The sequence below is a fragment of the Rhodococcus sp. AD45-ID genome, assembly GCF_003023755.1.
Classification (GTDB): Bacteria; Actinomycetota; Actinomycetes; order Mycobacteriales; family Mycobacteriaceae; genus Rhodococcus_F; species Rhodococcus_F globerula.
Genome location: NZ_PYHL01000001.1, coordinates 3,211,857 through 3,232,360, shown reverse-complemented (window position 1 = coordinate 3,232,360; position 20,504 = coordinate 3,211,857). Strand labels below are relative to the sequence as shown.

Here is a 20,504-nt window from a genome sequence, read left to right as displayed (position 1 = left end):
CGATCATGAAGGGGATGTTCCTCAAACGCTATCGGGGAATGCCGTCTGCTGATAGCCACCACGCAGCGTCCCCTCGATGTAGCTTGCCTTGCACGCGCGGCGAGCGATCTTGCCGCTGGACGTACGCGGAATGGAACCGGCCGGAACAAGCAGGATGTCGCGTGCGGTCACACCGTGACGAGTCGAGATCGCGGCGCGGACCGTATCCGCGATCGGCTGCGGGTCGGCTTTACCGGCACCGGGTGCACGCTCGGCAACGATGACCAACTGCTCCGAGGAATCGTCGTCGTCGAACGTCAGACCCGAGTGGGAATTCGAGAAGACGACGGCAGGCAACTGGTTTGCCGGAACGGCAAACGCCGCGATGAAGCCCGGACGCAATGCGGGGCTCGCGTCCTGAGCGGAAGACTCGAGATCCTGCGGGTAGTGATTGCGGCCGTCGACGATCACCAGGTCCTTGACGCGACCGGTGATGTACAGCTCGCCGTCGACGTAGACGCCGTAGTCACCGGTACGCATCCAGTGCGCGTCCAGCGGGAGATCGTCGGTGTGGCTGTCTTCCGGCAGGCGGTTGGTCAGCGTGTTGTGGAACGTCTCGGCGGTCTCTTCGGGGCGGCCCCAGTAACCGACGCCGATGTTCTCGCCGTGCAGCCAGATCTCGCCGACGTGGTTGTCGGGGACCTCGGTCTGCGTTTCGGGGTCGACGATGGCGGCCCACTGGCTGCGTGAGACGTATCCACAGGACACCTGCGCGATGGCGTTGTCGGCGTGCTGATCGACGATGACCATGCGGCCGTTGTTGAGCTCGTTGCGGTCGACGTAGATGACCTTGGCCTCGTCGGAATGCTTGGTCGACGACACGAAAAGCGTCGCCTCCGCCATGCCGTACGACGGCTTGATCGCCGTCTTGGGGAGACCGTAAGGCGCAAACGCCTCGTTGAATTTGCGCATCGACGCCGTCGTGACCGGCTCACTGCCGTTGATCAGGCCGATGACGTTGCTCAGGTCGAGGTGCTCGCCGTCCTTGGGCAGGCCACGGGCAGCAGCATGCTCGAAAGCGAAGTTGGGGGCGGCCGCGAAGGTGCCTGCGCCGTCCGAGGCCGCTGCGAGTTCCTTGATCCAGCGGTTGGGCCGCTGAACGAAGGCGCGCGGACTCATGATGGTGATGTACTTGCCACCGAACGCAGGCAGGATGACCGTCAGCAGACCCATGTCGTGAAACAGGGGCAGCCAGGTGACGCCGCGCGAATCTTCGGTGAGCTCGATGGAGTCGACCATCTGCAGTGCATTGGTGCCGACAGCACGGTGGGTGATCTCCACACCGGCCGGAACTCGCGTCGAACCCGACGTGTACTGCAGGTAGGCGATGTCGTCGAAGCCGATATCGGGGCGAACCCAGGTTTCGCCGACGGTATCGGGAATGGCGTCGACGGCGATGATGCGCGGGCGTTCGGCGGCGGGCAGCGAACGGAACAACGCACGCACACCTGCGGCCGATGATCCGGCAGTCAGGATTGCCGACGGCTTACAGTCCCCGAGAACGGCGTGCAGGCGATCGGAGTGGCCGGGCTCGTCCGGATCGAAAAGCGGAACGGCGATGGAACCGGCCTGGATGGCCGCGAAGAACGAAATGACATAGTCGAGACCCTGAGGTGCCAGGATCGCCACGCGGTCGCCAGGCTTGGTGACCTGCTGGAGGCGGGCGGCAACAGCACGCAGACGTACACCGAACTGGTGCCACGTCAGCTCCTGTGCTTCACCGTCACGCTCACGCGAGTAATCGATGTAGCGGTACGCGAGCTCGTCCGCGTTCACACGCGAGTGTTGCTCGACGTAGTCGACCAGAGTGAAGCCCTCTTTCAGGCGAATCCGGCCCTTCTCGTCGAGAAAACCATCGAACAGCGCGTTCATTCCATCTCCTCCGAAGCGATCACACAAGCATTTTTGGTCATGCTTGCGCCCCAGACTTCCTTCGCTCTCTCGGGTATATCGTCAATCAATCGAAACGCACTACGTGCGCAACTCACCTGAATCACTTCATCGATCCCAAACCATCGATATGTTACAGATCGGCATCATCCGCATCGCCGCGCGTGCTCGGCCTCAGGGATCGTGGCGAGCGAAGAACCGATCATGGCGATCGTGTCCAGCGGCGTCGACACAGCCGATTCGCACTCCTCGAAAGTGCCGACTGCCAGGCACGCAGAGCCTGGCGGCTCCGGGGCGCCGCGCGTGCGCTCCACCGCTGCACCCCGCGGGATGCCGTGACCTGGAGTTGTGATCATCCCCACCCTGCAGCGAACTGCGAGCCGGGGCGCGCGACGCGCACCAAGGCTGTGGGTGGAACCCATGGATCACTCCTTCGTAGTCAAGGCTGGAACATCCGAACTTACTCGCCAGTCACGTTCGTGACAGCACTTTAGAGGACCAGGCGAGCAGTGGTCGCACTTTGCCACGACCAATCCAGCAGACTACTCGCCGACGCACCCCAGCCAGACAAAAAGGATCAACTGTGCGGGGGCGTCGGCGCCCCGTTGATCATGTCCGCTGCCCACTGTGCCATCCATTGGGTCGCCGTCGTGCCATCCGAATCAACTTGGAAGGAGTTGTACATGGCATGCACAGGATTGTTGTAGTACTCCGCCAAACGCGGCAGCGACGTCATGAGGTTGCCCGGATTCATCGCTCCTGCCGGGGCGTCACAGATTCCGTCACTCGGCGCACAGATCTGATAGGTGCGGTCGTTCAGCTTGCCGAACCCACCCTCACGGGGACCCGTCATCGTCAGACCCGGCAACTTCAAACCGTTCAGCGACAGCTCGGCACCCACACCGGCAACGCTTGGGCCAACGGTAATTCCGTACGCGGGATCACGACGCCCGTCCGCGATCAAGCCGACACCGAGCACCAGATCTGCCGGCACTGCGCCCGTCCCGTTGCCGATACTCGCGGCTACGTCACCGGCGATGACCGCGCCCTGCGAGAAGCCGGTGAGTACGTAACTCGTCAGTGGGCACTCGGCATGGCGCTGCACCAGAAAGTCGTTGGTGGCAGCAGTTCCCGCACCCCGGCTGTTGTTGTACGACTGCTGCCCGTCCGGCGGAAACGCCACCGGATTCGAGAACTGCGCAACGTAAGGAACCGTGTAGACATCCGCACGTGAAGCGTCGAACTGATTCTGCAAAGGACCCGTGACGTTGAGCATCAACGAAGCCGGATTTGCCGCCGGAGCATACGGATCGTCGGCAGCGCTGGACTCCCAGGTTCCAGGGATGGCAACTACCTGGACATCGGGACAACTAGCCGGCTGCGACGCCGGTTTCTCCGGTCCGGGTGGCAACGGCTCGGGTGTCGGCACCCGGCCGGCAAGGATGTACCAACCGCCGATCACCACGGCAGCGACCACCAGAATGATCAGCAGCGGGACCAGGCAACCCCGACGCTTTCCGCCTCGCGCCATCATCTATTTGCAGAATGTGGCGTTGGCGACATCGATGTAGATCTGAGCGTTGGCGGTGGCCTGCTCTGACGTGATCGCCGTGCCATCCGTCGCCGCGGAACCCACGACGGCCGTCACCAACGCAAGAATCTCCTCGTCCGAGGTTCCCTGAACATTGGCGGCGCAGATGTAGTTGGCCGTGTTGATCGCGATGCTGCCGTCACCCTCGGGAGTAACTCCCTTGGCCTTCAAACCGTCGAGGAATGCCTGTGCTTGCGGGTTGACCTCTACTTCTGTCGGACCGGGGAAACCCTCGATGCTCTGGGGCTGCTCCGGCGGAGCCGTAGCGGCCGCTCCGGGACTGGTGGGCGCTGCGGACGCCGTTGTGGTCGCGCTCGCGGAAGCCGAACTGCTCGCAGCCGACGACGATGCCGCGACGGACGTCGTGGTCGGGGTGGAGGTGACCGTCGAGTCGTCACTTCCACAAGCGACGAGCATCCCACCGGCGATCAGTGTCAGAGAGCCCACTGCGATCGCGCGCGCAAAAGTATTTCGGTTACCCGAGAAAAGCGACATCAATGTCCGTCCTTGCCTTCAGTCGAAAGTCCATCATCAGGTTACGCAACGCACAGCGGGCAGGCACCGATCCGTGATCGGGCCCGCCCGCCGTGCGTTGTGTGTCGTACGTTGCGTCCTACGGGTGAATCTCGGTCTTGCCGTCGATCACCGTGATCCAGCCGAACTGGAAGTTCTGCTGAGTTCCACCGGGGATGTCGAACTTGTCACTGAGCGGGTATCCGAGCTTGCCGCCTTCGTAGCCGACACTCTTCCATCCGTCGAAGATCGGGCCGTTGGCGACGGACCAGGCGCCCGTTGCAGGGCTCCAGTAGATGTTGCCGCCGTCGAACTCCGTGAAGCGACCGTTGTCCTTGATCGCCACTTCGTTGGACTTCGGGAACCCGAGCCATCCGTTTTCCCAACCGAGTTCGCCGTACTTGCCCATGATCATGCCGAGCACGGCGTACGTGCCGTTTGCACTGTTGTACATGGCGCCGATTTCGAAGCCCTGCACGGCGCCGGCCTTGCCGGGGGTCGCGATCTCCGCTGCGGTGGGGTACTTGAGCGGGCCACCCTCGTAGCCCTGTGCTGCCCATTCGCTGAGGATCGCTCCGCGGACGGCGTGTGCGCCGGTCCACCAGGTCCAGTAGATGGAGCCGTTCTGGAAGTGGTTGAACCGTCCCTGACCGTCGGGGGTTCCGAGTTCAGGCGTGGTCGGGAAGCCGAGCGGGCCGGCAGCTGCGCCGGTGTTCATGTACTCACCGGCGATACGGCCCGCGATGGGGTTAGCGCCGGTGGCGGAGGTCCAGTAGATGCGGCCGTTGCGGAAGTCCTGAGCCAGGCCACCCGCGACGCTGTACTCGGCTGTGACGCAGTCACCGATCCAGCTGTTTGCCGCTGCGGTTGCCGCGATGGCACCCGAAGCGCCACATGCCGGCTTCTCCACGTCGGTGCCGAGCGCGTTGGCGAGCTGCGGCCACAGCTGATGAAGCTCGAACTGCCAGTACGGCCACGAGTGCGTGCCGGACGGGCGGTAATTGATCTGCGCGGGAATGCCGAGCGAGTTGAGCTTGGTCGCAAATGTCTGCGAGGTCAGGCGCGCAAGAATCTCGAGGCCCATACCGGCGTAGTTGGTGCTGACACCGGGGATTCCCGACGGCTGATCGTACGGTCCGGTGGTGCCGCTACCGCTCGAGACGTACAGGCTGACGCCCTTGAGCTTGTCGGCCTGGGTGTACGGATCGTGGGCTGCCCACTGCGGGTTCGACGGCGGGCCCCACATCGCTGCGGAGTTGAACTTGCCCGCGTCGTTCATCGCGAACTGGATTGCCTGCGGCATTCCGAGCGACGTCGTGGTGAGGATGCCCGAGAGCGACGCGGCGAACTTGAAGAATCCGGGGTTGCGCGCGGCAAGAGACATCGCGGCCGTGCCACCCATGGAGAGACCGACCACGCCGCGGGTCTGCGTTGTGCGCCAATCGTTCTCGAGGATGGACGGAAGTTCCTTGGTGAGGAACGTCTCCCACTGGTAGAACACACCGTTGTCGGCCTCGAGCCAGTCGGAGTAGAAGCTGGACTGTCCACCGACGGGGAGAATCACGTTGACGTTCTTGTCTGCGTAGAACGACTCGGCATCGGTCTCGGCGGTCCAGCCGTTCTCGATATCGGTGGCGCGAAGGCCGTCGAGCATCCAGACGGACGGGAAGGTTGCCGACGGGTTCACGTTCCAGTCGCGGGCCAGAAGGATCTGAACCTGAATGGGGATTCCCATCGACGGGGAGTTGATCCACAGTGCGACACGGCGCTCGCTGAGCCATTCGACCTTGCCGACGGTGGCGCCGCCCTGGTTCTGGGTTGCGGCGGGCGCGGTGAGAGCCGGGCTCGGCGCAGCGGCAGCGGTACCTGCCGTGGTCAGACCTGCTGCGATCGGCAGAACCAGCAGTGCTGCCAGCGCTCCGACGACCTTGGTTCTATAGGTCCCGAAGGACCGACTGCGGTCCCGCTTGGCAAGGCCTACTCGCATGAGTTCACTCTCTTTCCCTTACTTCCGGTCCGCGTGTCTTACTACCCGGTGTTTCACGTACTCGGTATCTCACGTACTCGGTGTCTCACGTCTTCGGTATCTCACGTGTTCAGTGCCTACGCGGCGAGGCATCTCTGCCTCGCACACCACCTCGGCGACCAGAGCCCTGTCGAAACTCTTTCTACACGGAAACGACTCCGACTAGGGGTTGCCGCGCTGTTACTGGTGGTGCAATTGTTACCGAAGTTCCTGTTTACGGCATCTCCAAAACAGAAGTGCCGTTCCGGTCTTCCTCTCGGAAGTCCGGAACGGCACTTGTCTGTCTAGGTCTTGCGGTGGTGCAGCGTCATGCAGTGATGCACGGTAAAGCGGTGAAGCATGGTCACCAGGCGTTCATGGTGTCGAGGATCTGGCCGCGGGCCTTGAACAGTTCCTCGGACCAGTACGCCCACGAGTGGGTGCCGTTGGACGGGAAGCTGTAGGTGGCCGGAATGCCGAGCGTGTTCATCCGGATCTGGAATGCACGGGTGTTGGCCAGCGCAAGTGCTTCGAGGCCCATGGCGTTTGCCGTGTTGTAGTAGCCGACCAAGCCCTTGGGGTTGTCGTACTTACCGGTCAGACCGCTTGCTGCGGAGATGTACATCGACAGGCCCTTGAGGCGAGGCGCGAAGACGAACGGGTCGTTGCGCAGCCATGCCGGGCTCCACGGGGGTCCCCACATGGAGTCGACGTTGAAGCGGCCGGCATCGAGCATCGCGACGCGGATTGCTTCACGCATACCGGGAGCCGAGATGTTCAGGTAACCCGACAGCGAGCCGGCGAACTTGAACTGGTCGCGGTGGTACGCAGCGAGTGTCAGTGCGGCACTGCCACCCATCGACAGGCCGAGGACAGCGTTGTTGTTAGGCGAGACGCCGTAGTTCGCGAGGAAGTTGGGCAGCTCTTCCGTGAGGAAGGTTTCCCACTTGTAGGTCATCTGCTGACCGTTGAAGTTCGAGGGTGCGTACCAGTCGGTGTAGAAGCTGGACTGTCCGCCGACCGGCATCACGAGGGTGATGTTGTCGTTGCGGTACTGCTCGAGAGCGTTGGTCTCGAAGCTCCACGCATTGGCGTCGTCACGAGCGCGGAGGCCGTCGAGCAAGTAGAGGGCAGCGTTTCCGCCGCGAGCGGCCCACTGGACCTGAACCTTGATGTTGCCCATCGTGGAGGGCACCCACAGCTCTTCGAATCCGCCCCACGGCGCGGTCTGGACCGGCGCAGCGTGCGCGGGAGCAGCGGTAGCAACTGCGCTACCGGCGACGCCTGCGGCAAGGGGAAGCACGAGTGCTGCCGCACCGATGGCAAGTGCTCGGTGCTTGAGGCGCTGTGTCAGCCTCGTCGGGGCAAATCGCATGGATACTGCTCTCTCTCTTCGTCTGCGGTAGCTACCCCCGACTAGGGGAAGTACCGACGGATTCCGTCGGGGAACAGGTATGTGCGCCAGCCTGGACAAACCAGACTGGCAGCGGACCTCGTTCCAAGTCACACTGCGCTCGGTGGACCCTATGTCACAGGTTTGGTTGTGACAAATGGATCTCAACCACCGGGCGCTTCTCCCCTGGTGCTCACGGGAGCATTTCGGGTAGGTGAATCGTCTTCGGATACATCGGCGCCGATCACGGGAGCGTTACGGGATCGCAACATGTTTTCTCCTACGGCATAGTGATCTGCATCACTTTTGGGTTTCAAGTGGCACAAGACCACATCGCTGTAGTTCGTACGCCGGCACTCGATCGAATCGATATTTTGCCAAGTCGAATGCCTGACGGAAGTTCTGCTTGAATCGCGCCCACGTCAACTCACTGCGGTAGGAGGTCAGCAACTCCTGCGTTTCCGGACAGGTCAGCGCCAGCTTCGCGTCAGCTACCCATTCCTCGTCGAGGAAGAAGGGCAGCCACGGGTGGACGTCGACCATCCCGGTGTCCGCAACCACCCAATCCGGATACAGGTTCTTGTCGTGACCGATACGGCCGTCTTCCAGCCTCTCCGTGTGCGCGGCGAGCGGGTACGCCAGTCCCATCTGATCGAGCACACGAACGTCGAGCCCGACGTTCATGCTCGTCATACCGAGGTTCAGGAAGAAAACGACATGCTCGCCCGATTCGTCTATCGGCCCTGGCGGCGGAACGACGAACCACGCGTTGTAACTGGGAGACGGAATGAGTAGTCCACCGTCCGGGGTGTCCGCGATGGTCTCGACCATTGCTCGCATCCAGGGGTAGTCGAGGTAGTCCTCGGCACGGATCGGATGCTCGTGACCGGTGTTGAGAGCGTAGAACGCACGCTCGTCGACGATGCCCGAGCGTCCGACGATCGAGCCTTCCGGCATGCCGGTCGTATTTGCGGCGACGGCTGCCCACACGATGGTCCCCACCCACAGCACTGCGGAGACACCGAAGATCGCGGTGTCCCGGTTGCGGCCGAATGCCGTGCGCGCCGGGACCCGAAGCGGAATGACCGCCACCGGGATCAGAAGGCAGAACAACACCGGAAGCAGGACGCGGCCGTGCATGAAGTCGCCACCGACTCGAACCGAGTACACACCCAGAATCAGGCCGCTACCGAGAATGAACGTGACAACAGCGCGTGGGGTGCGCAACCACGCCTGCAACCGCACCCAGCGCGACCCTGAAACGGTCTGGGGCGCGGACGTGCGCTCGTTCCTACCGATCGCAAGAAGTAGCAGCGCACCGACCAGCAGGAACAGCAAAGGCAACCACAGCAAGTACGGTCCGACGAGATTCCACAGATAGGCAAATCCTTGCGACCACTTTGCACCGCCTGCATCCTTCGAGACCGCGGTATTGGGGTACGGAAGCCCGTAATAACCCATGCGCCAGATCTGGTACGCCACCGGAACGAGTCCGGCGACAACCACGATCATCGCGCGGACCTTCCACGTCAAGCCTGCGGACACGACGATCATCATCAGTGCAAGAGCACCAGGGATCGCCATCTCCGGGCGCACGAGGGGCCCGAGCCCGGCAACAAAAGAGAGAATCAGAATCGACGCCGTCGACGGTACTGACGCCTGTGCCCACCGAACCATCAGCAACCACAGCAGCGCGATCCAGAAAATCACCAGACACGTCTCGAGGCCGGACGTCGCAAAATCTCGGGCGGGCGGAACAGCAATGTAGACGAGAACGCCGGCCGGAACGAGGAAAACCGTCCCGCCGACGCCTGGTCGCAGATCGCGGTACAGGCGGGCCGTTCCGAGCATCGCCAAGACCACAGCTGCGGTCGAGAGCACCAAAGCGATTGCCAGGACGACATATTCGAGTCGGATCTGCGTCAGCCAGCCGAAGGCGTAGACGATGTACGTCCACGCGGTGCTCGTATTCGCCTCGACGCGTTCACCGGCGTTGAAGACGGGGCCGTTGCCGGCCAGCAGATTTCGCACGGTGCGCAGGACGATCAGTCCGTCGTCGGCGATCCATCGACGCTCCCACGCTCCCCAGAACGTGAGGACGGCAGCAAGCACCACCCCGCCGAGGAAAACTGCTCGGTTAGGGGTGGTGCTCGGTGCCGCGGTGTCGGCGACCTGGTCGGCTTCAGTGGCCGGCTCAGACGATGTAGACAGCGACACCCACTACTCCGATCCACGCCACTGCGAGGAATTGCAGAACCCGGTCACCGAGCGCGATTTCCTCGGGCTCACCGGCTTCGCCGCCGTCGACGTCCACGGCGTACCGCAGCACTGCGACGGTGAAGGGGACCATCGAAATGGCGTACCAGTTGGTGCCCTTGATGTCGTCCTGCTGGAAGGCCCACAGTCCGTAGCAGAGCACGAGTGCCGTCGCGGCCATCGTCCACACGAACCGCAGGTAGGTCATCGTGTAGCTCTCGAGCGACTTGCGGATCTTGGCGCCGGTACGTTCGGCGAGCTTCAGTTCTGCGTACCGCTTTCCGGCAGCCATGAAGAGCGAACCGAATGCCATCATCAGCAGGAACCACTGCGACAGTTCGATCTCGGCTGCCACGCCACCGGCTATGGCGCGCAACAGGAATCCGGACGACACGATGCAGATGTCGATGACGGCCTGGTGCTTCAAACCGAAGCAGTACGCAAGCTGGATGACGATGTACACGGACATCACCACGGCAAGTTGCCAGTTGGCGATGAACGAGAGAGCGATCGAACCGGACAGCAGCACCACGGCCATGCCGTACGCGATGTTGACGGGCAGAACTCCGGCCGCGATGGGGCGGAAGCGCTTGGTGGGATGCGCTCGGTCTGCCTCGACGTCCATCGCGTCGTTGACGAGGTAGATACCGGACGCCGCCATGCAGAACACGACAAATGCCAGCGCGACGGGCAAGAGCACGTCGGCTTCGGTGGCTGTGCCTGCCGCGATGGGCGCGGCGAGCACAAGAACGTTCTTGACCCACTGGCGTGGGCGGAGCGCCTTGACGATGCCGGCGGGCAGGGACTTAGGGGGTCCGCTGACCGTGGCCGCTTCCTCGCTCATTTCTCTCCATATTTCTGTTCGGCCTTATGCACCAGCGCCGCGGATGCGGCGCCCAGTGCCGCACCGGCAAGCACGTCGGTCGGGTAATGAACTCCCAGAACCAGGCGCGAAAGCATCATCGGGGGCACCAGCAACGCCGGTAAGGGTAGCCCGGTGAGTCGACCGATCAGGAATGCCGCCGCCGTCGTCGACGTGGCGTGCGAGGACGGGAAGCTCAGCTTGCTCGGCGTCGAGACGTTGACCTGCAACGACGGGTCGGACGGGCGTTTTCGCCGCACGACACGCTTGATCACGACCGACGCGGCGTGTGCCCCGAAGGCACCGACTGCAGCGCCAGCCCATTCGCGGCGACGCGGCTTGTCGACGGCAGCGCCGACGGCAGCGATCGCGATCCAGCCGAGTGAGTGCTCACCGAAGTGCGACATTCCGCGAGCAACGGCGACGGCTCCAGGCACCTGCCCGACGGTCGACTGGATTCCGGCGAGGATCCTGACCTCGGGAGATACAGCCTCAGGAGATACAGCCTCAGGAGATACCGAAGACACGTTCCCACCTTTCCGTGCTGGTCAGTGAAGGAACGGCATCCTGGTACTGCTTCTTCAGTTCGGGGAACCTGGCAGCAAGTTCGCGGCGCAACCGGGTGGCTTCCTTGAGCAGTTCGAGTGCCTGCTTGGGGTTGCGCTTGCGGTAGACGACTCCGCGGCCGTCGGCGGTGGTGACGGTGACGCCGTCCACCTGCGAGAGCAGGAACCAGCGGGCGTCGATGGTCGGCACGTTGAGCTGGGGTCGCTCGAGGTGTTCGGCCTTGGCCGGCTTCACGTTGTGAACGGCGGCCCGAAGGACTCGGGTCACCTTCGCGACGGTGGTGAGCGGCAAGCTCACGTCTCCGACGTCGGCACCTGACGGCAGTGGCAGTTCCGTCGACGACGGCAGTACGACGGCGTCGGAGAATTCCTTACGCTGGGCGTGTACCTCACCGAGTGCGGTCGGCAGCATGTTCGCGACGTGCTCGGGGCCGGCGAGGAAGTCGGCGATGGCCTTGTTCTGGATTGCGACGGTGGAGTACTCGAGGCACAGCAGGTGCTTGAGCGTTGCCTTCACCGTGTTGACCACGAGGCCGCGTCCGTTGCCCGGCATGTGCAGTGCGGCAACCACGAGACGGTTGCGGAGGTGGAAGTACGCCTGCCAGTCGATGGCGTCGTCCTTGTCGCTCCACGCCATGTGCCAGATCGCGGCACCCGGAAGTGTGACGGTCGGGTAGCCGGCTTTCTTTGCGCGCAAACCGTATTCGCAGTCGTCCCACTTGATGAAGAGCGGGAGGGGCTGCTTGATTTCTTCGGCGACCTGGCGCGGGATCATGCACATCCACCAGCCGTTGAAGTCGACGTCGATGCGGCGGTGCAGAAGCTTCGATTCGCGCAGCGGCTTCTTCGAGAAGTCGTGGTCGTATTCGACGTTCGGCGCTGCGGTCCACATGAAGATGCCGCGGTTGACCACTTCACCCATCACGTGGAGGTGGCTGCGTTCCTGCAGGTTGAGCATCTGGCCGCCCACCAGCATCGGCGATTTCGCGAACCTAGAGAAGGACAGGGCGCGCAGGATCGAGTCGGGTTCGATCTCGATGTCGTCGTCCATGAACAGGATGTGCTGGCACGACGTGTTCTTGAGTGCCTCGTACATGATTCGGCTGTATCCGCCGGAGCCGCCGAGGTTGCCCTGATCGTGAATGGTGAGCCGATCACCAAGCGCTGCAGCAGCTTCGGCGAATCCTGGCTCGTCGCGCACCTTGCGGGTGCCCTGATCCGGCATGATGACTGCCTTGATCACGTCGGACACCAGCGGATCGGATGCCAGCGCGGCAAGTGCCTTCACGGCGTCCGTCGGGCGGTTGAACGTCGGAATACCCACGGCGACAGTCGCTTCGCCGGGAGCCTCGACGGGGGCGTACCAGCCGCCGCTCTCGACAACCACGGCCGAATCGGTGGTGATGTCGAACCAGATCCAGCCACCGTCTTCGAACGGAGCAAGCTCGACGTCGAATTCCAGAGCTGCATCACCGTCGGCAAATTCTTTGCCTTCCACGTGAATTCGCGAGGAATCCGCCTTGGAACGGTAGATGTCGACGCGGCCGTGGCCGGACAGTTCCAGACGCAGGACCACCGATTTCAGGATGGACCAGCGTCGCCAGTAGCTGGCAGGGAAAGCGTTGAAGTAGGTGGCAAACGAGACCTCGGTCTCGGCGCCGAGCGCTACAGACGTGCGCGAAGTCGAGTGCGCCCGCCGACTGTTGGACCAGGACTCTTCCAAGTAGAGCGTGCGGACGTCGAGCGGTTCACCGGCGCGCGGCAGGATGATCCGCTGGAGAAGCGACTTACCGAGGTAACTTACCTCGTCCCCCACGTCGGCGTTTTCACCCTCGAGTAGATGACGTGCGTTCATTCGCTCTCCCCTGCCAATTCCGCACCCGATTCCAGATGCGGACGCAGGGTGTTCTCGAACATCGTCAGCGCACTGGCGATAGCCATGTGCATGTCGAGGTACTGGTAGGTACCCAGGCGGCCACCGAACAGCACCTTGTTGTCAGCGGTTTCCGCCTTGGCGCGTGAGCGGTACGCGGCGAGCTTGGCGCGATCCTCCGGCGTGTTGATCGGGTAGTACGGCTCGTCGGTCGACTCGGCGAAGCGTGAGAACTCGCGCATGATGACGGTCTTGTCGGCCGGGTACTCGCGTTCCGGGTGGAAGTGGCGGAACTCGTGGATGCGGGTGAACGGGACGTCCGCGTCGTTGTAGTTCATGACCGGGGTGCCCTGGAAGTCGCCGACTGGCAGAACTTCGGTCTCGAAGTCGAGGGTGCGCCAGCCCAGCTCACCTTCGGAGTAGTCGAAGTAGCGGTCGAGCGGGCCGGTGTAGATGACGGGTGCGTCGGGGTTGGCGCTGCGCAGCTCGTCCCGGACGTCGAAGTAGTCGGTGTCGAGGCGGACCTCGATCTTCGGGTCCGTGACCATGTTCTCGAGCCACGCGGTGTAACCGCCGACGGGCAGGCCCTCGTACGTGTCGTTGAAGTAGCGGTTGTCGAAGTTGTAGCGGACCGGCAGGCGGCTGATGTTGGCCGCGGGCAGCTCCGTGGGATCGGTCTGCCACTGCTTGGCGGTGTAGTCACGCACAAAGGCTTCGTACAGAGGGCGGCCGATCAGCGAGATCGCCTTCTCCTCGAGGTTGGAGGCGTCCTTCGCATCGATCTCGCTGGACTGTTCCGCGATGAGCGCGCGTGCCTCTTCCGGCGTGAAGTACCGGCCGAAGAACTGCGAGACGAGGCCCAATCCCATGGGGAACTGGTAGGCCTGGCCCTTGTGCAGCGCAAAGACGCGATGCTGGTAGTTCGTGAATTCCGTGAACTGGGTGACGTAGTCCCAGACCTTCTTGTTGGAAGTGTGGAACAGATGCGCTCCGTACTTGTGGATCTCGATGCCTGTCTCCGGCTCGGGCTCGGAGTAGGCATTGCCACCCAGGTGGTGACGGCGATCCAGAACCAGCACTCGCTTACCCAACTGGGTGGCGGCGCGCTCGGCGATGGTCAGCCCGAAGAATCCCGAACCGACGACGATGAGGTCGTACTGAGCAAGGGCGGTCTCTGAATTTGCAGCGGTCACGATGAACCAGGGTATCGGACCTGATCTACCGGGGGCGTATTAGCAGTCGTGATCACACCCGCTGTGGAACCGATACCCCGGTCCGATGCGTCCAAGCACGTGGGCTGCCCGGGTGGGCAGCGGGAGGTGGGGCCCGAAGATGACACGCATAGCCGGAGCGCTGATGCTGGCGACCGTTCTGATCTCGGTGGTGACCGGATGCGGTCGCAGCGTCGAAGGGACTGCGAGGGCGCAGGCGGCAACGGCCACGCTCGAACAGTCCCCGACCGCCACCACGTCGTCGCCCGAACCAGCAGCCGACGACGGTTTGTGCAACATTCCCGACGACGTCGCGACGGAGTTGAACGTCGACAAGTCCACCGGTGAGCGGTCGATGGAATCGGCTACCACGCTGCTGGACGACTGCGCGTGGCGTGGCCCGGATTTCGAGTTGCGAATCGCGAGCTACGAAGTTGTTGCGGCCCCATTTGCAGCGCGTCTTGCGCAGGAAGTCTCAGCCGACAGCAAAGAAATCACCATCGGCACACATCAGGCATTTGTTCTCACCCAATCCGAGGAGGAGTTCGAATCCGGCTGCGTGATCGTCCTGGACATGATGGACAACAGCATGGTGGTCATCAGGGAAGACGACACCTACATCAGTCGCGCCAGCATGTGTTCTCGCGTCCGTTCTGCCGCGACCACCATCGAAGACGCCCTGGAGTGAGACGGCCAGGGCGTCCTCGAGAGCTGGCGTCTACAGGCTCTTCGCGATGATTCCCTTCATCACTTCGTTGGCGCCGGCGTAGATCTTCTGCACGCGGGAGTCTTCGTACATGCGCGCGATCGGGTATTCGCGCATGTAGCCGTAGCCGCCGTAGAGCTGAACACAACGGTCGACGACGGCACACTGCTGCTCGGTGAGCCAGTACTTGACCATCGCGGCGTCGGCGCCGTCCAACTCACCGTTGAGGTGATCCTCGATGCAATTGTCGAGGAAGACACGGCAGGTGCGTGCGATCGTCTGGCACTCGGCCAGTTCGAAGGCGGTGTTCTGGAACTCGAAGAGGCTGTGTCCGAACGCTTGACGCGCCTTGGTGTACGCGACGGTCTCCTCGACTGCCCGCTCGATGGTTCCGATGGCCTGAGCGCCGATGATGAGGCGTTCCTGCACCAACTGCGCCATCAGCTGACCGAAGCCGAGGCCCTCGGACTCGCCCAGGAGATTCGAGACGGGAACGCGGACGTCGGTGAAGGACAGCTCCGACGTGTCGGCTCCATGCTGGCCGACCTTGTCGAGCACGCGGCCCACCGCAAAGCCTTCGCAGTCGCGCAGATCCACGATCAAGAGCGAGACACCCTTGGCGCCGGCCTTGGGGTCCGTCTTGACGGCGAGCACGATCATGTCGGCGCTGCCACCGTTGGTGATGAAGGTCTTCGACCCGTTCACCACGTAGTGGTCGCCGTCGCGGATAGCCGACGTCGTGATGGCCTTGAGGTCGGAACCTGTTCCCGGCTCGGTCATTCCGATGGCACCGAGGATTTCGCCCGTCGCCATGCCCGGCAGCCACGCCTGCTTCTGCTCTTCGTTGCCGTACTCGAGCACGTAGTGCGCGACGATGCCGCTGTGCACGGAGTTACCAAGCGCGTAGTCGCCGCAATACCCCTGCGCCTCGAAGACAGCGAGGTCGTGCGCGAAGGTTCCGCCGCCCCCGCCGTATTCCTCGGGAATGGAGCAGCACAGCAGGCCGAGCTTGCCGGCTTCGAGCCACACGGAACGGTCGACGCGATGCTGAGCGTCCCACTGCTCACGCTTGGCGATCAGCTCACGATCGAAGAAACCGCGGGCCAGCTCGGCGACTGCAGTGATCTCGTCGTCGTACCACGACGGCTTGCGCTTGGTTCCCATGATCAGACTCGCTTGAGCAGGGCTGCGAGGGCCTGGCCGCCGCCGATGCACATGGTGACGATGCCGAATTCGAGGTCGCGGCGGACCATGTCGCGAGCTGCGCGCAGCGTCAGGATCGCGCCGGTTGCGCCGACGGGGTGTCCGAGGGCGATAGCGCCGCCGTACGGGTTGGTCTTCTCCGGGTCGAGGCCGGCGTCACGGATGACAGCGATGGCCTGTGAGGCAAACGCCTCGTTGACCTCGGCGGTGCCGATGTCGGACGGCTTCAAACCTGTTTGTGCGAAGAGCTTTTCGAGGGCGAGCACGGGAGCGTAGCCCATCAGGCCTGGCTCCATGGCTGCCGTCGTGACGGCTTCGAGGGTGACCAGACCGGTCAGGCCGCGCTTGGCTGCCTCGGTGCCCGTCGCGAGAACGAGGGCTGCTGCGCCGTCGTTGATGCCCGACGCGTTACCGGCGGTGACGGAGCCGCCCTCTTCGAATGCGGGGCGCAGCTTCGCGAGGGTTTCCATCGTGGTGCCGGGCTTGGGGTGCTCGTCCTCGGTGACGGTGACGGAGCGACGGCCACCGGTTTCGACGGCGGTGATCTCCTCGGCGAAAGCGGCCTTTGCGGCGTCGGTGGCTGCGCGTCGCTGCGATTCGACGGCAAACTCGTCCTGCTGCTCGCGGCTGACGCCGTACTTACGGGCGACGGCTTCGGCGGTGCGGCCCATGTGGGCGTTGCTGAAGGGGTCGGTGAGCATCGCGACGGTGCCGTCGACGAGGCCGTGATCGCCCAACTTGAAGCCGGCGCGGGCGGAGAAATCGTAGAACGGCATGCGGGACATGCTCTCGTCGCCGCCGGCGAGCGTGATGGCGGCGGCGCCCCAGCGCATCTGCATTGCTGCCGACCAGATTGCCTGCAGACCGCTGCCACAGAGGCGGTTGACGGTGTACGCGGGAACGTTCTCGGGCAGTCCGGCTGCAATGCCGACGCGGCGCGCGTTGTAGGCGTCTGGGCCGACCTGGCCGATGCAGCCCATGACAACCTCGTCGATGTCCTCAGGTGCAACGCCGGCGCGGGTCAGCGCGGCCTTGGCAGCCGTGGCGCCGAGCTCGTGTGCGGGGACGTCCTTGAAGACGCCACCGAAGCTACCGACCGGGGTGCGAGCCCCGTCGACGATGACGATCGGTTCGGGTGTGGTCATGATTGTCCCCATCTGCTGTGCGCACGGCGCTCGAAATTCTCGGTCCGTGGCCGATACTAGGACATCTAAGTATCGCGCAGATGGGGACGTAGGCGTCAGGCCTTTGTAGTGACTGCCACTGTTGTCGTTTCCACCGTTGGGGTTACCTCTGCCGGGGCGGCCCCGGTCTTGTTGTCGTCCGTCTTGTCGTCGTTGCGGTAGCGGTAGAGCCCGATGCCCACGAGGATCGCCGCAAGACCCAGGGACACGAACATCTGGCTACGGGTCGAGTCGAGGACGACCATGCCGATGCAGAGCGCGATGATCGCGGCAATGGTGGCGTAGGTGAGATACGGGAAGAGCCACATCTTCAGTTCCAGTTCCTGGCCCGACGCTTCGAGCTTGCGACGAGTTCGCAACTGGGACACGGAGATAACGAGCCACACGAAGAGCGCGATCGCGCCGGAGGAGTTCACGAGGAACAGGAACACCTTGTCCGGGGACAGGTAGTTCATCCCAACCGTCAGGAATCCGACGATGGTCGAGACCAGCACGGCGCGCATCGGGACGCCGGTCTTCTCGATGCGGGAGAGCGACTTCGGGGCGTCGCCGCGTCCAGCGAGGGAGAAGATCATGCGGCTTGCGGTGTACAGACCGGAGTTCAGGCAGGACAGGACGGAGGTGAGAACAACGACGTCCATGATGTTGCCCGCGGCCGGGATGCCGTACGAGTCCATGACTGCGACGTACGGGCTGAGCGCGACAGACGCGCTGTCCCACGGCAGCAGGGTGACGACAACGGCGATCGAGCCGATGTAGAAGATGAGGATTCGCCACACGACGGATTTGACGGCTGCGCGAACAGCTTCGAGCGGGTTGGCCGATTCACCAGCGGCAATGGTGGCGATTTCAGCTCCGAAGAACGAGAACACCACCACAAGGACTGCGGCAAGCATCGCTCCCGTGCCGTTGGGCAGGAACCCGCCGTGGCCGGTCAGGTTGGTCATGCCGGGCGCTTCGACGCCTGGCATCCATCCACAGATCGCGACGACACCCATGCCGAGGAACGCGATGATGGCAACAACTTTGATGGACGCGAACCAGAACTCGAACTCACCGAACGACTTGACCGAGATGATGTTGGTCAAGGTCAGCACGATCATCAGAATCAGTGCCCAGGTCCATTGCGGAACACCCGGTACCCATCGGTTCATGATGAGAGCGCCTGCGGTGGCCTCGATTCCGAGGACGATGATCCAGAACCACGCGTACAGCCAGCCGATGGAGAAGCCGGCCCAGCGGCCGATGGCCTTGTCTGCGTACGAGGAGAACGACCCGGTTTCCGGGGACGCTGCCGACATCTCACCGAGCATGCGCATCACGAGGATGACGACGACGCCGGCAAGTGCGTAGGAAATCAGGACGCCTGGACCCGTTTCCTGGATCGCCACGCCGGAGCCGACAAACAGTCCGGCCCCGATGACGCCCGCGATCGCGATCATCGACAGGTGCCGCTTCTTCAGCGTGTGCTGAAGCGCGGGTTGGTCCGTACTGGACATCGAAACTCCTTGTGGGATTCTCCGGTGGGATTTTGGTGGCGCTTTTTGGCTAGCGCCAGTGTCGGACCTCGAACCCCCTCGCGACAGGCTCCACTTTGTACAAACGTGACCGCAGGCACTACATAGTGGCGCGAACAAGGTGCCAGACTGAACCCATGCCCATCACCCTGCGCCAGCTCTGCGCGACCGAACAGTTCGGCCTGCGAGTACTGGCCGGGCAAGATCAGCTCGACCGCACCCTGACCTGGGCACATGTCTCCGAACTCCCCGACCCGACGCCCTTCCTCGACGGCGGCGAATTACTCCTCATCACCGGGGTGTCGCTACCCATGACGGCCGCGGGAACAACCCGATTCGTGCGGACCCTGGTGGGCGTCGGAATTGCCGGAATCGGTTTCGGAACCGGCCTCGGATACGAGGAAGTACCGCAGGCTCTCGTAGATGCGGCCACACGTTTCAACGTGCCCCTTCTCGACGTCCCCCTGCGAACGCCGTTCATCGCACTGACAAAAGCGGTGTCCCGGGCGCAGTCCGAGGACGACATGAAAGCCCTGCGCAACAACTATCAGAGCGTGCGGCGACTCCTCCAAGCCGCTGTGACGGTCAACGGGACCCGAGCAGTTGTGCGCCGGGTCGCGGAGTTGATCGGGGGATGGGCGGCACTGCTGGACTCGGCCGGCCACACCGTCGAGATCTCGCACACCGCCGCGGCCGCGGGAATCGAGCGCACCGCTCCCGAGCGTGACGCCCGCCCGATGGAGGTCAGCTTTGTCACGAGCGAGAACGAGGACGTGATCTCCCATCCCCTGACAACGTCGCGGGGAAAGCTGATGGGATACCTCGTCGCCGGCTGCCCCGGCGCCGTCGGGTCACTGAATCAGGGCATCGTGATCACCGCCGCTTCCCTGTTGACGCTTATGACGGCCCGCACGCGAGATGCACAGCTGACGATGAATCACTTACGCACGGTGGCGATGCATCAGCTCTTCGAGGGCCAGAATACGCTCGCGCGCAACATCTCCGGAGAGCTGTGGGGCGGATTTCCGATTGAACCCTTTCAGGTCTTCCACGTCGCGGGCCCCGTCGGTCTACTCGAGAGCGTGTCCGTCTCATTGCTCGACGGCCTCAGCCGCGATTTGGCATTCGGCATCACCGATGGCGCGCTCATCGCCGTTGTGTCGGCTACGGACAGCGAACGAATTCTCGCTCGTATCAAAGGTATCGACGTAACCGTCGGCGTGTCGGACATGCTGTGGTGGGACGATCTCTCGCGGGCCAGAAGGCAGGCCGCGCAGGCAGCAGCCGAGGCCAGTGCCCGCAACCTGCCGTCGATGCGTTTTGCGGAACTCTCCGAAAGTGGATTGTCGGCGTTTCTCGATCCCGATCGGTCGACGGCTTTTGCGGCGGCCCATCTTCGACCGCTACTCGAAGCAAAGGGTGGCAGCGACCTCTACCGAACCTTGGCCATGTGGCTGGCCCACAACGGAGTGGGAGATGCTGCGGCCACTGCACTGAACATTCACCGACATACCTTGCGCAGCAGGCTCGCTCGCATCGAGAGCCTGCTCCAACTCGATCTCAGCTCCCCTACCGAACGTGCCGAACTGTGGCTCGAATATCGACTGCTCGGCGACGCCCCCACCATCTGATCTCCGGGCTGATCTTCGGGCCGTAAACGACCTGTCGGGCCTGCACCGGATTGCGGCGAGGCCC

General features: G+C 63.3%; 16 protein-coding genes. 2 read left to right on the top strand and 14 right to left on the bottom strand.

Annotation, left to right across the window (positions count from 1 at the left end):
- Positions 1-21: 21 nt before the first annotated feature.
- The 11 genes from fadD32 to glf all read right to left on the bottom strand — a co-directional run bounded on the left by fadD32 (position 22) and on the right by glf (position 14,181).
- Positions 22-1,911: a long-chain-fatty-acid--AMP ligase FadD32 gene (fadD32, locus tag C7T36_RS14830; protein WP_033235157.1), complete on the bottom strand. Its 1,890-nt coding sequence runs from the start codon at positions 1,909-1,911 to the stop codon at positions 22-24.
- Between the two features lie 164 nt (positions 1,912-2,075).
- On the bottom strand, positions 2,076-2,351 hold the full coding sequence (locus C7T36_RS14825; RefSeq protein WP_045066346.1) for a hypothetical protein: 276 nt from the start codon (positions 2,349-2,351) through the stop codon (positions 2,076-2,078).
- 155 nt (positions 2,352-2,506) lie between these two features.
- Positions 2,507-3,460 (bottom strand): cutinase family protein, encoded by a 954-nt coding sequence (locus tag C7T36_RS14820; RefSeq protein ID WP_033235237.1) that lies wholly within the window; start codon positions 3,458-3,460, stop codon positions 2,507-2,509.
- A 3-nt stretch (positions 3,461-3,463) separates the two neighbouring features.
- Positions 3,464-4,015, bottom strand: coding sequence for a DUF732 domain-containing protein (locus C7T36_RS14815; RefSeq protein ID WP_045066344.1), 552 nt, complete (start codon positions 4,013-4,015; stop codon positions 3,464-3,466).
- A 118-nt stretch (positions 4,016-4,133) separates the two neighbouring features.
- Positions 4,134-6,020 carry an alpha/beta hydrolase-fold protein gene (locus tag C7T36_RS14810; RefSeq protein WP_045066342.1) on the bottom strand — a complete coding sequence of 629 codons (1,887 nt, stop codon included), beginning with the start codon at positions 6,018-6,020 and terminating at the stop codon, positions 4,134-4,136.
- Positions 6,021-6,402: 382 nt separating this feature from the next.
- Positions 6,403-7,413 (bottom strand): alpha/beta hydrolase family protein, encoded by a 1,011-nt coding sequence (locus tag C7T36_RS14805; protein ID WP_045066340.1) that lies wholly within the window; start codon positions 7,411-7,413, stop codon positions 6,403-6,405.
- Between the two features lie 318 nt (positions 7,414-7,731).
- Complete coding sequence (gene zomB, locus C7T36_RS14800) at positions 7,732-9,648, bottom strand: flagellar motor control protein ZomB (RefSeq protein ID WP_033235161.1); 1,917 nt, start codon at positions 9,646-9,648, stop codon at positions 7,732-7,734.
- Positions 9,626-10,531, bottom strand: coding sequence for a decaprenyl-phosphate phosphoribosyltransferase (locus tag C7T36_RS14795; RefSeq protein WP_033235162.1), 906 nt, complete (start codon positions 10,529-10,531; stop codon positions 9,626-9,628). Before C7T36_RS14795 ends, zomB begins: the two co-directional genes overlap by 23 nt.
- Positions 10,528-11,019, bottom strand: a complete 492-nt coding sequence (locus tag C7T36_RS14790) for a phosphatase PAP2 family protein (protein WP_033235239.1) — start codon at positions 11,017-11,019, stop codon at positions 10,528-10,530. Before C7T36_RS14790 ends, C7T36_RS14795 begins: the two co-directional genes overlap by 4 nt.
- Before the next feature lie 37 nt (positions 11,020-11,056).
- A complete protein-coding gene (locus tag C7T36_RS14785; RefSeq protein ID WP_045066335.1) occupies positions 11,057-12,970 on the bottom strand; it encodes a glycosyltransferase in 1,914 nt (637 codons plus the stop codon).
- Positions 12,967-14,181 (bottom strand): UDP-galactopyranose mutase, encoded by a 1,215-nt coding sequence (gene glf / locus C7T36_RS14780; RefSeq protein WP_045066334.1) that lies wholly within the window; start codon positions 14,179-14,181, stop codon positions 12,967-12,969. The genes C7T36_RS14785 and glf overlap by 4 nt, the downstream gene beginning before the upstream one ends.
- Before the next feature lie 139 nt (positions 14,182-14,320).
- On the opposite strand from glf, the gene C7T36_RS14775 reads away from it, so the two are divergent.
- Complete coding sequence (locus C7T36_RS14775) at positions 14,321-14,887, top strand: DUF3558 family protein (RefSeq protein ID WP_162487730.1); 567 nt, start codon at positions 14,321-14,323, stop codon at positions 14,885-14,887.
- A 30-nt stretch (positions 14,888-14,917) separates the two neighbouring features.
- Here C7T36_RS14775 and C7T36_RS14770 read toward each other — a convergent pair whose 3' ends face one another.
- The 3 genes from C7T36_RS14770 to C7T36_RS14760 all read right to left on the bottom strand — a co-directional run bounded on the left by C7T36_RS14770 (position 14,918) and on the right by C7T36_RS14760 (position 18,791).
- Positions 14,918-16,069: an acyl-CoA dehydrogenase family protein gene (locus tag C7T36_RS14770; RefSeq protein ID WP_033235166.1), complete on the bottom strand. Its 1,152-nt coding sequence runs from the start codon at positions 16,067-16,069 to the stop codon at positions 14,918-14,920.
- A gap of 2 nt (positions 16,070-16,071) precedes the next feature.
- A complete protein-coding gene (locus tag C7T36_RS14765; protein WP_045066844.1) occupies positions 16,072-17,253 on the bottom strand; it encodes a thiolase family protein in 1,182 nt (393 codons plus the stop codon).
- Between the two features lie 95 nt (positions 17,254-17,348).
- Positions 17,349-18,791, bottom strand: a complete 1,443-nt coding sequence (locus tag C7T36_RS14760; protein WP_045066331.1) for an amino acid permease — start codon at positions 18,789-18,791, stop codon at positions 17,349-17,351.
- A 155-nt stretch (positions 18,792-18,946) separates the two neighbouring features.
- On the opposite strand from C7T36_RS14760, the gene C7T36_RS14755 reads away from it, so the two are divergent.
- On the top strand, positions 18,947-20,440 hold the full coding sequence (locus tag C7T36_RS14755) for a PucR family transcriptional regulator (protein WP_045066329.1): 1,494 nt from the start codon (positions 18,947-18,949) through the stop codon (positions 20,438-20,440).
- The last annotated feature ends 64 nt before the right edge of the window (positions 20,441-20,504 follow it).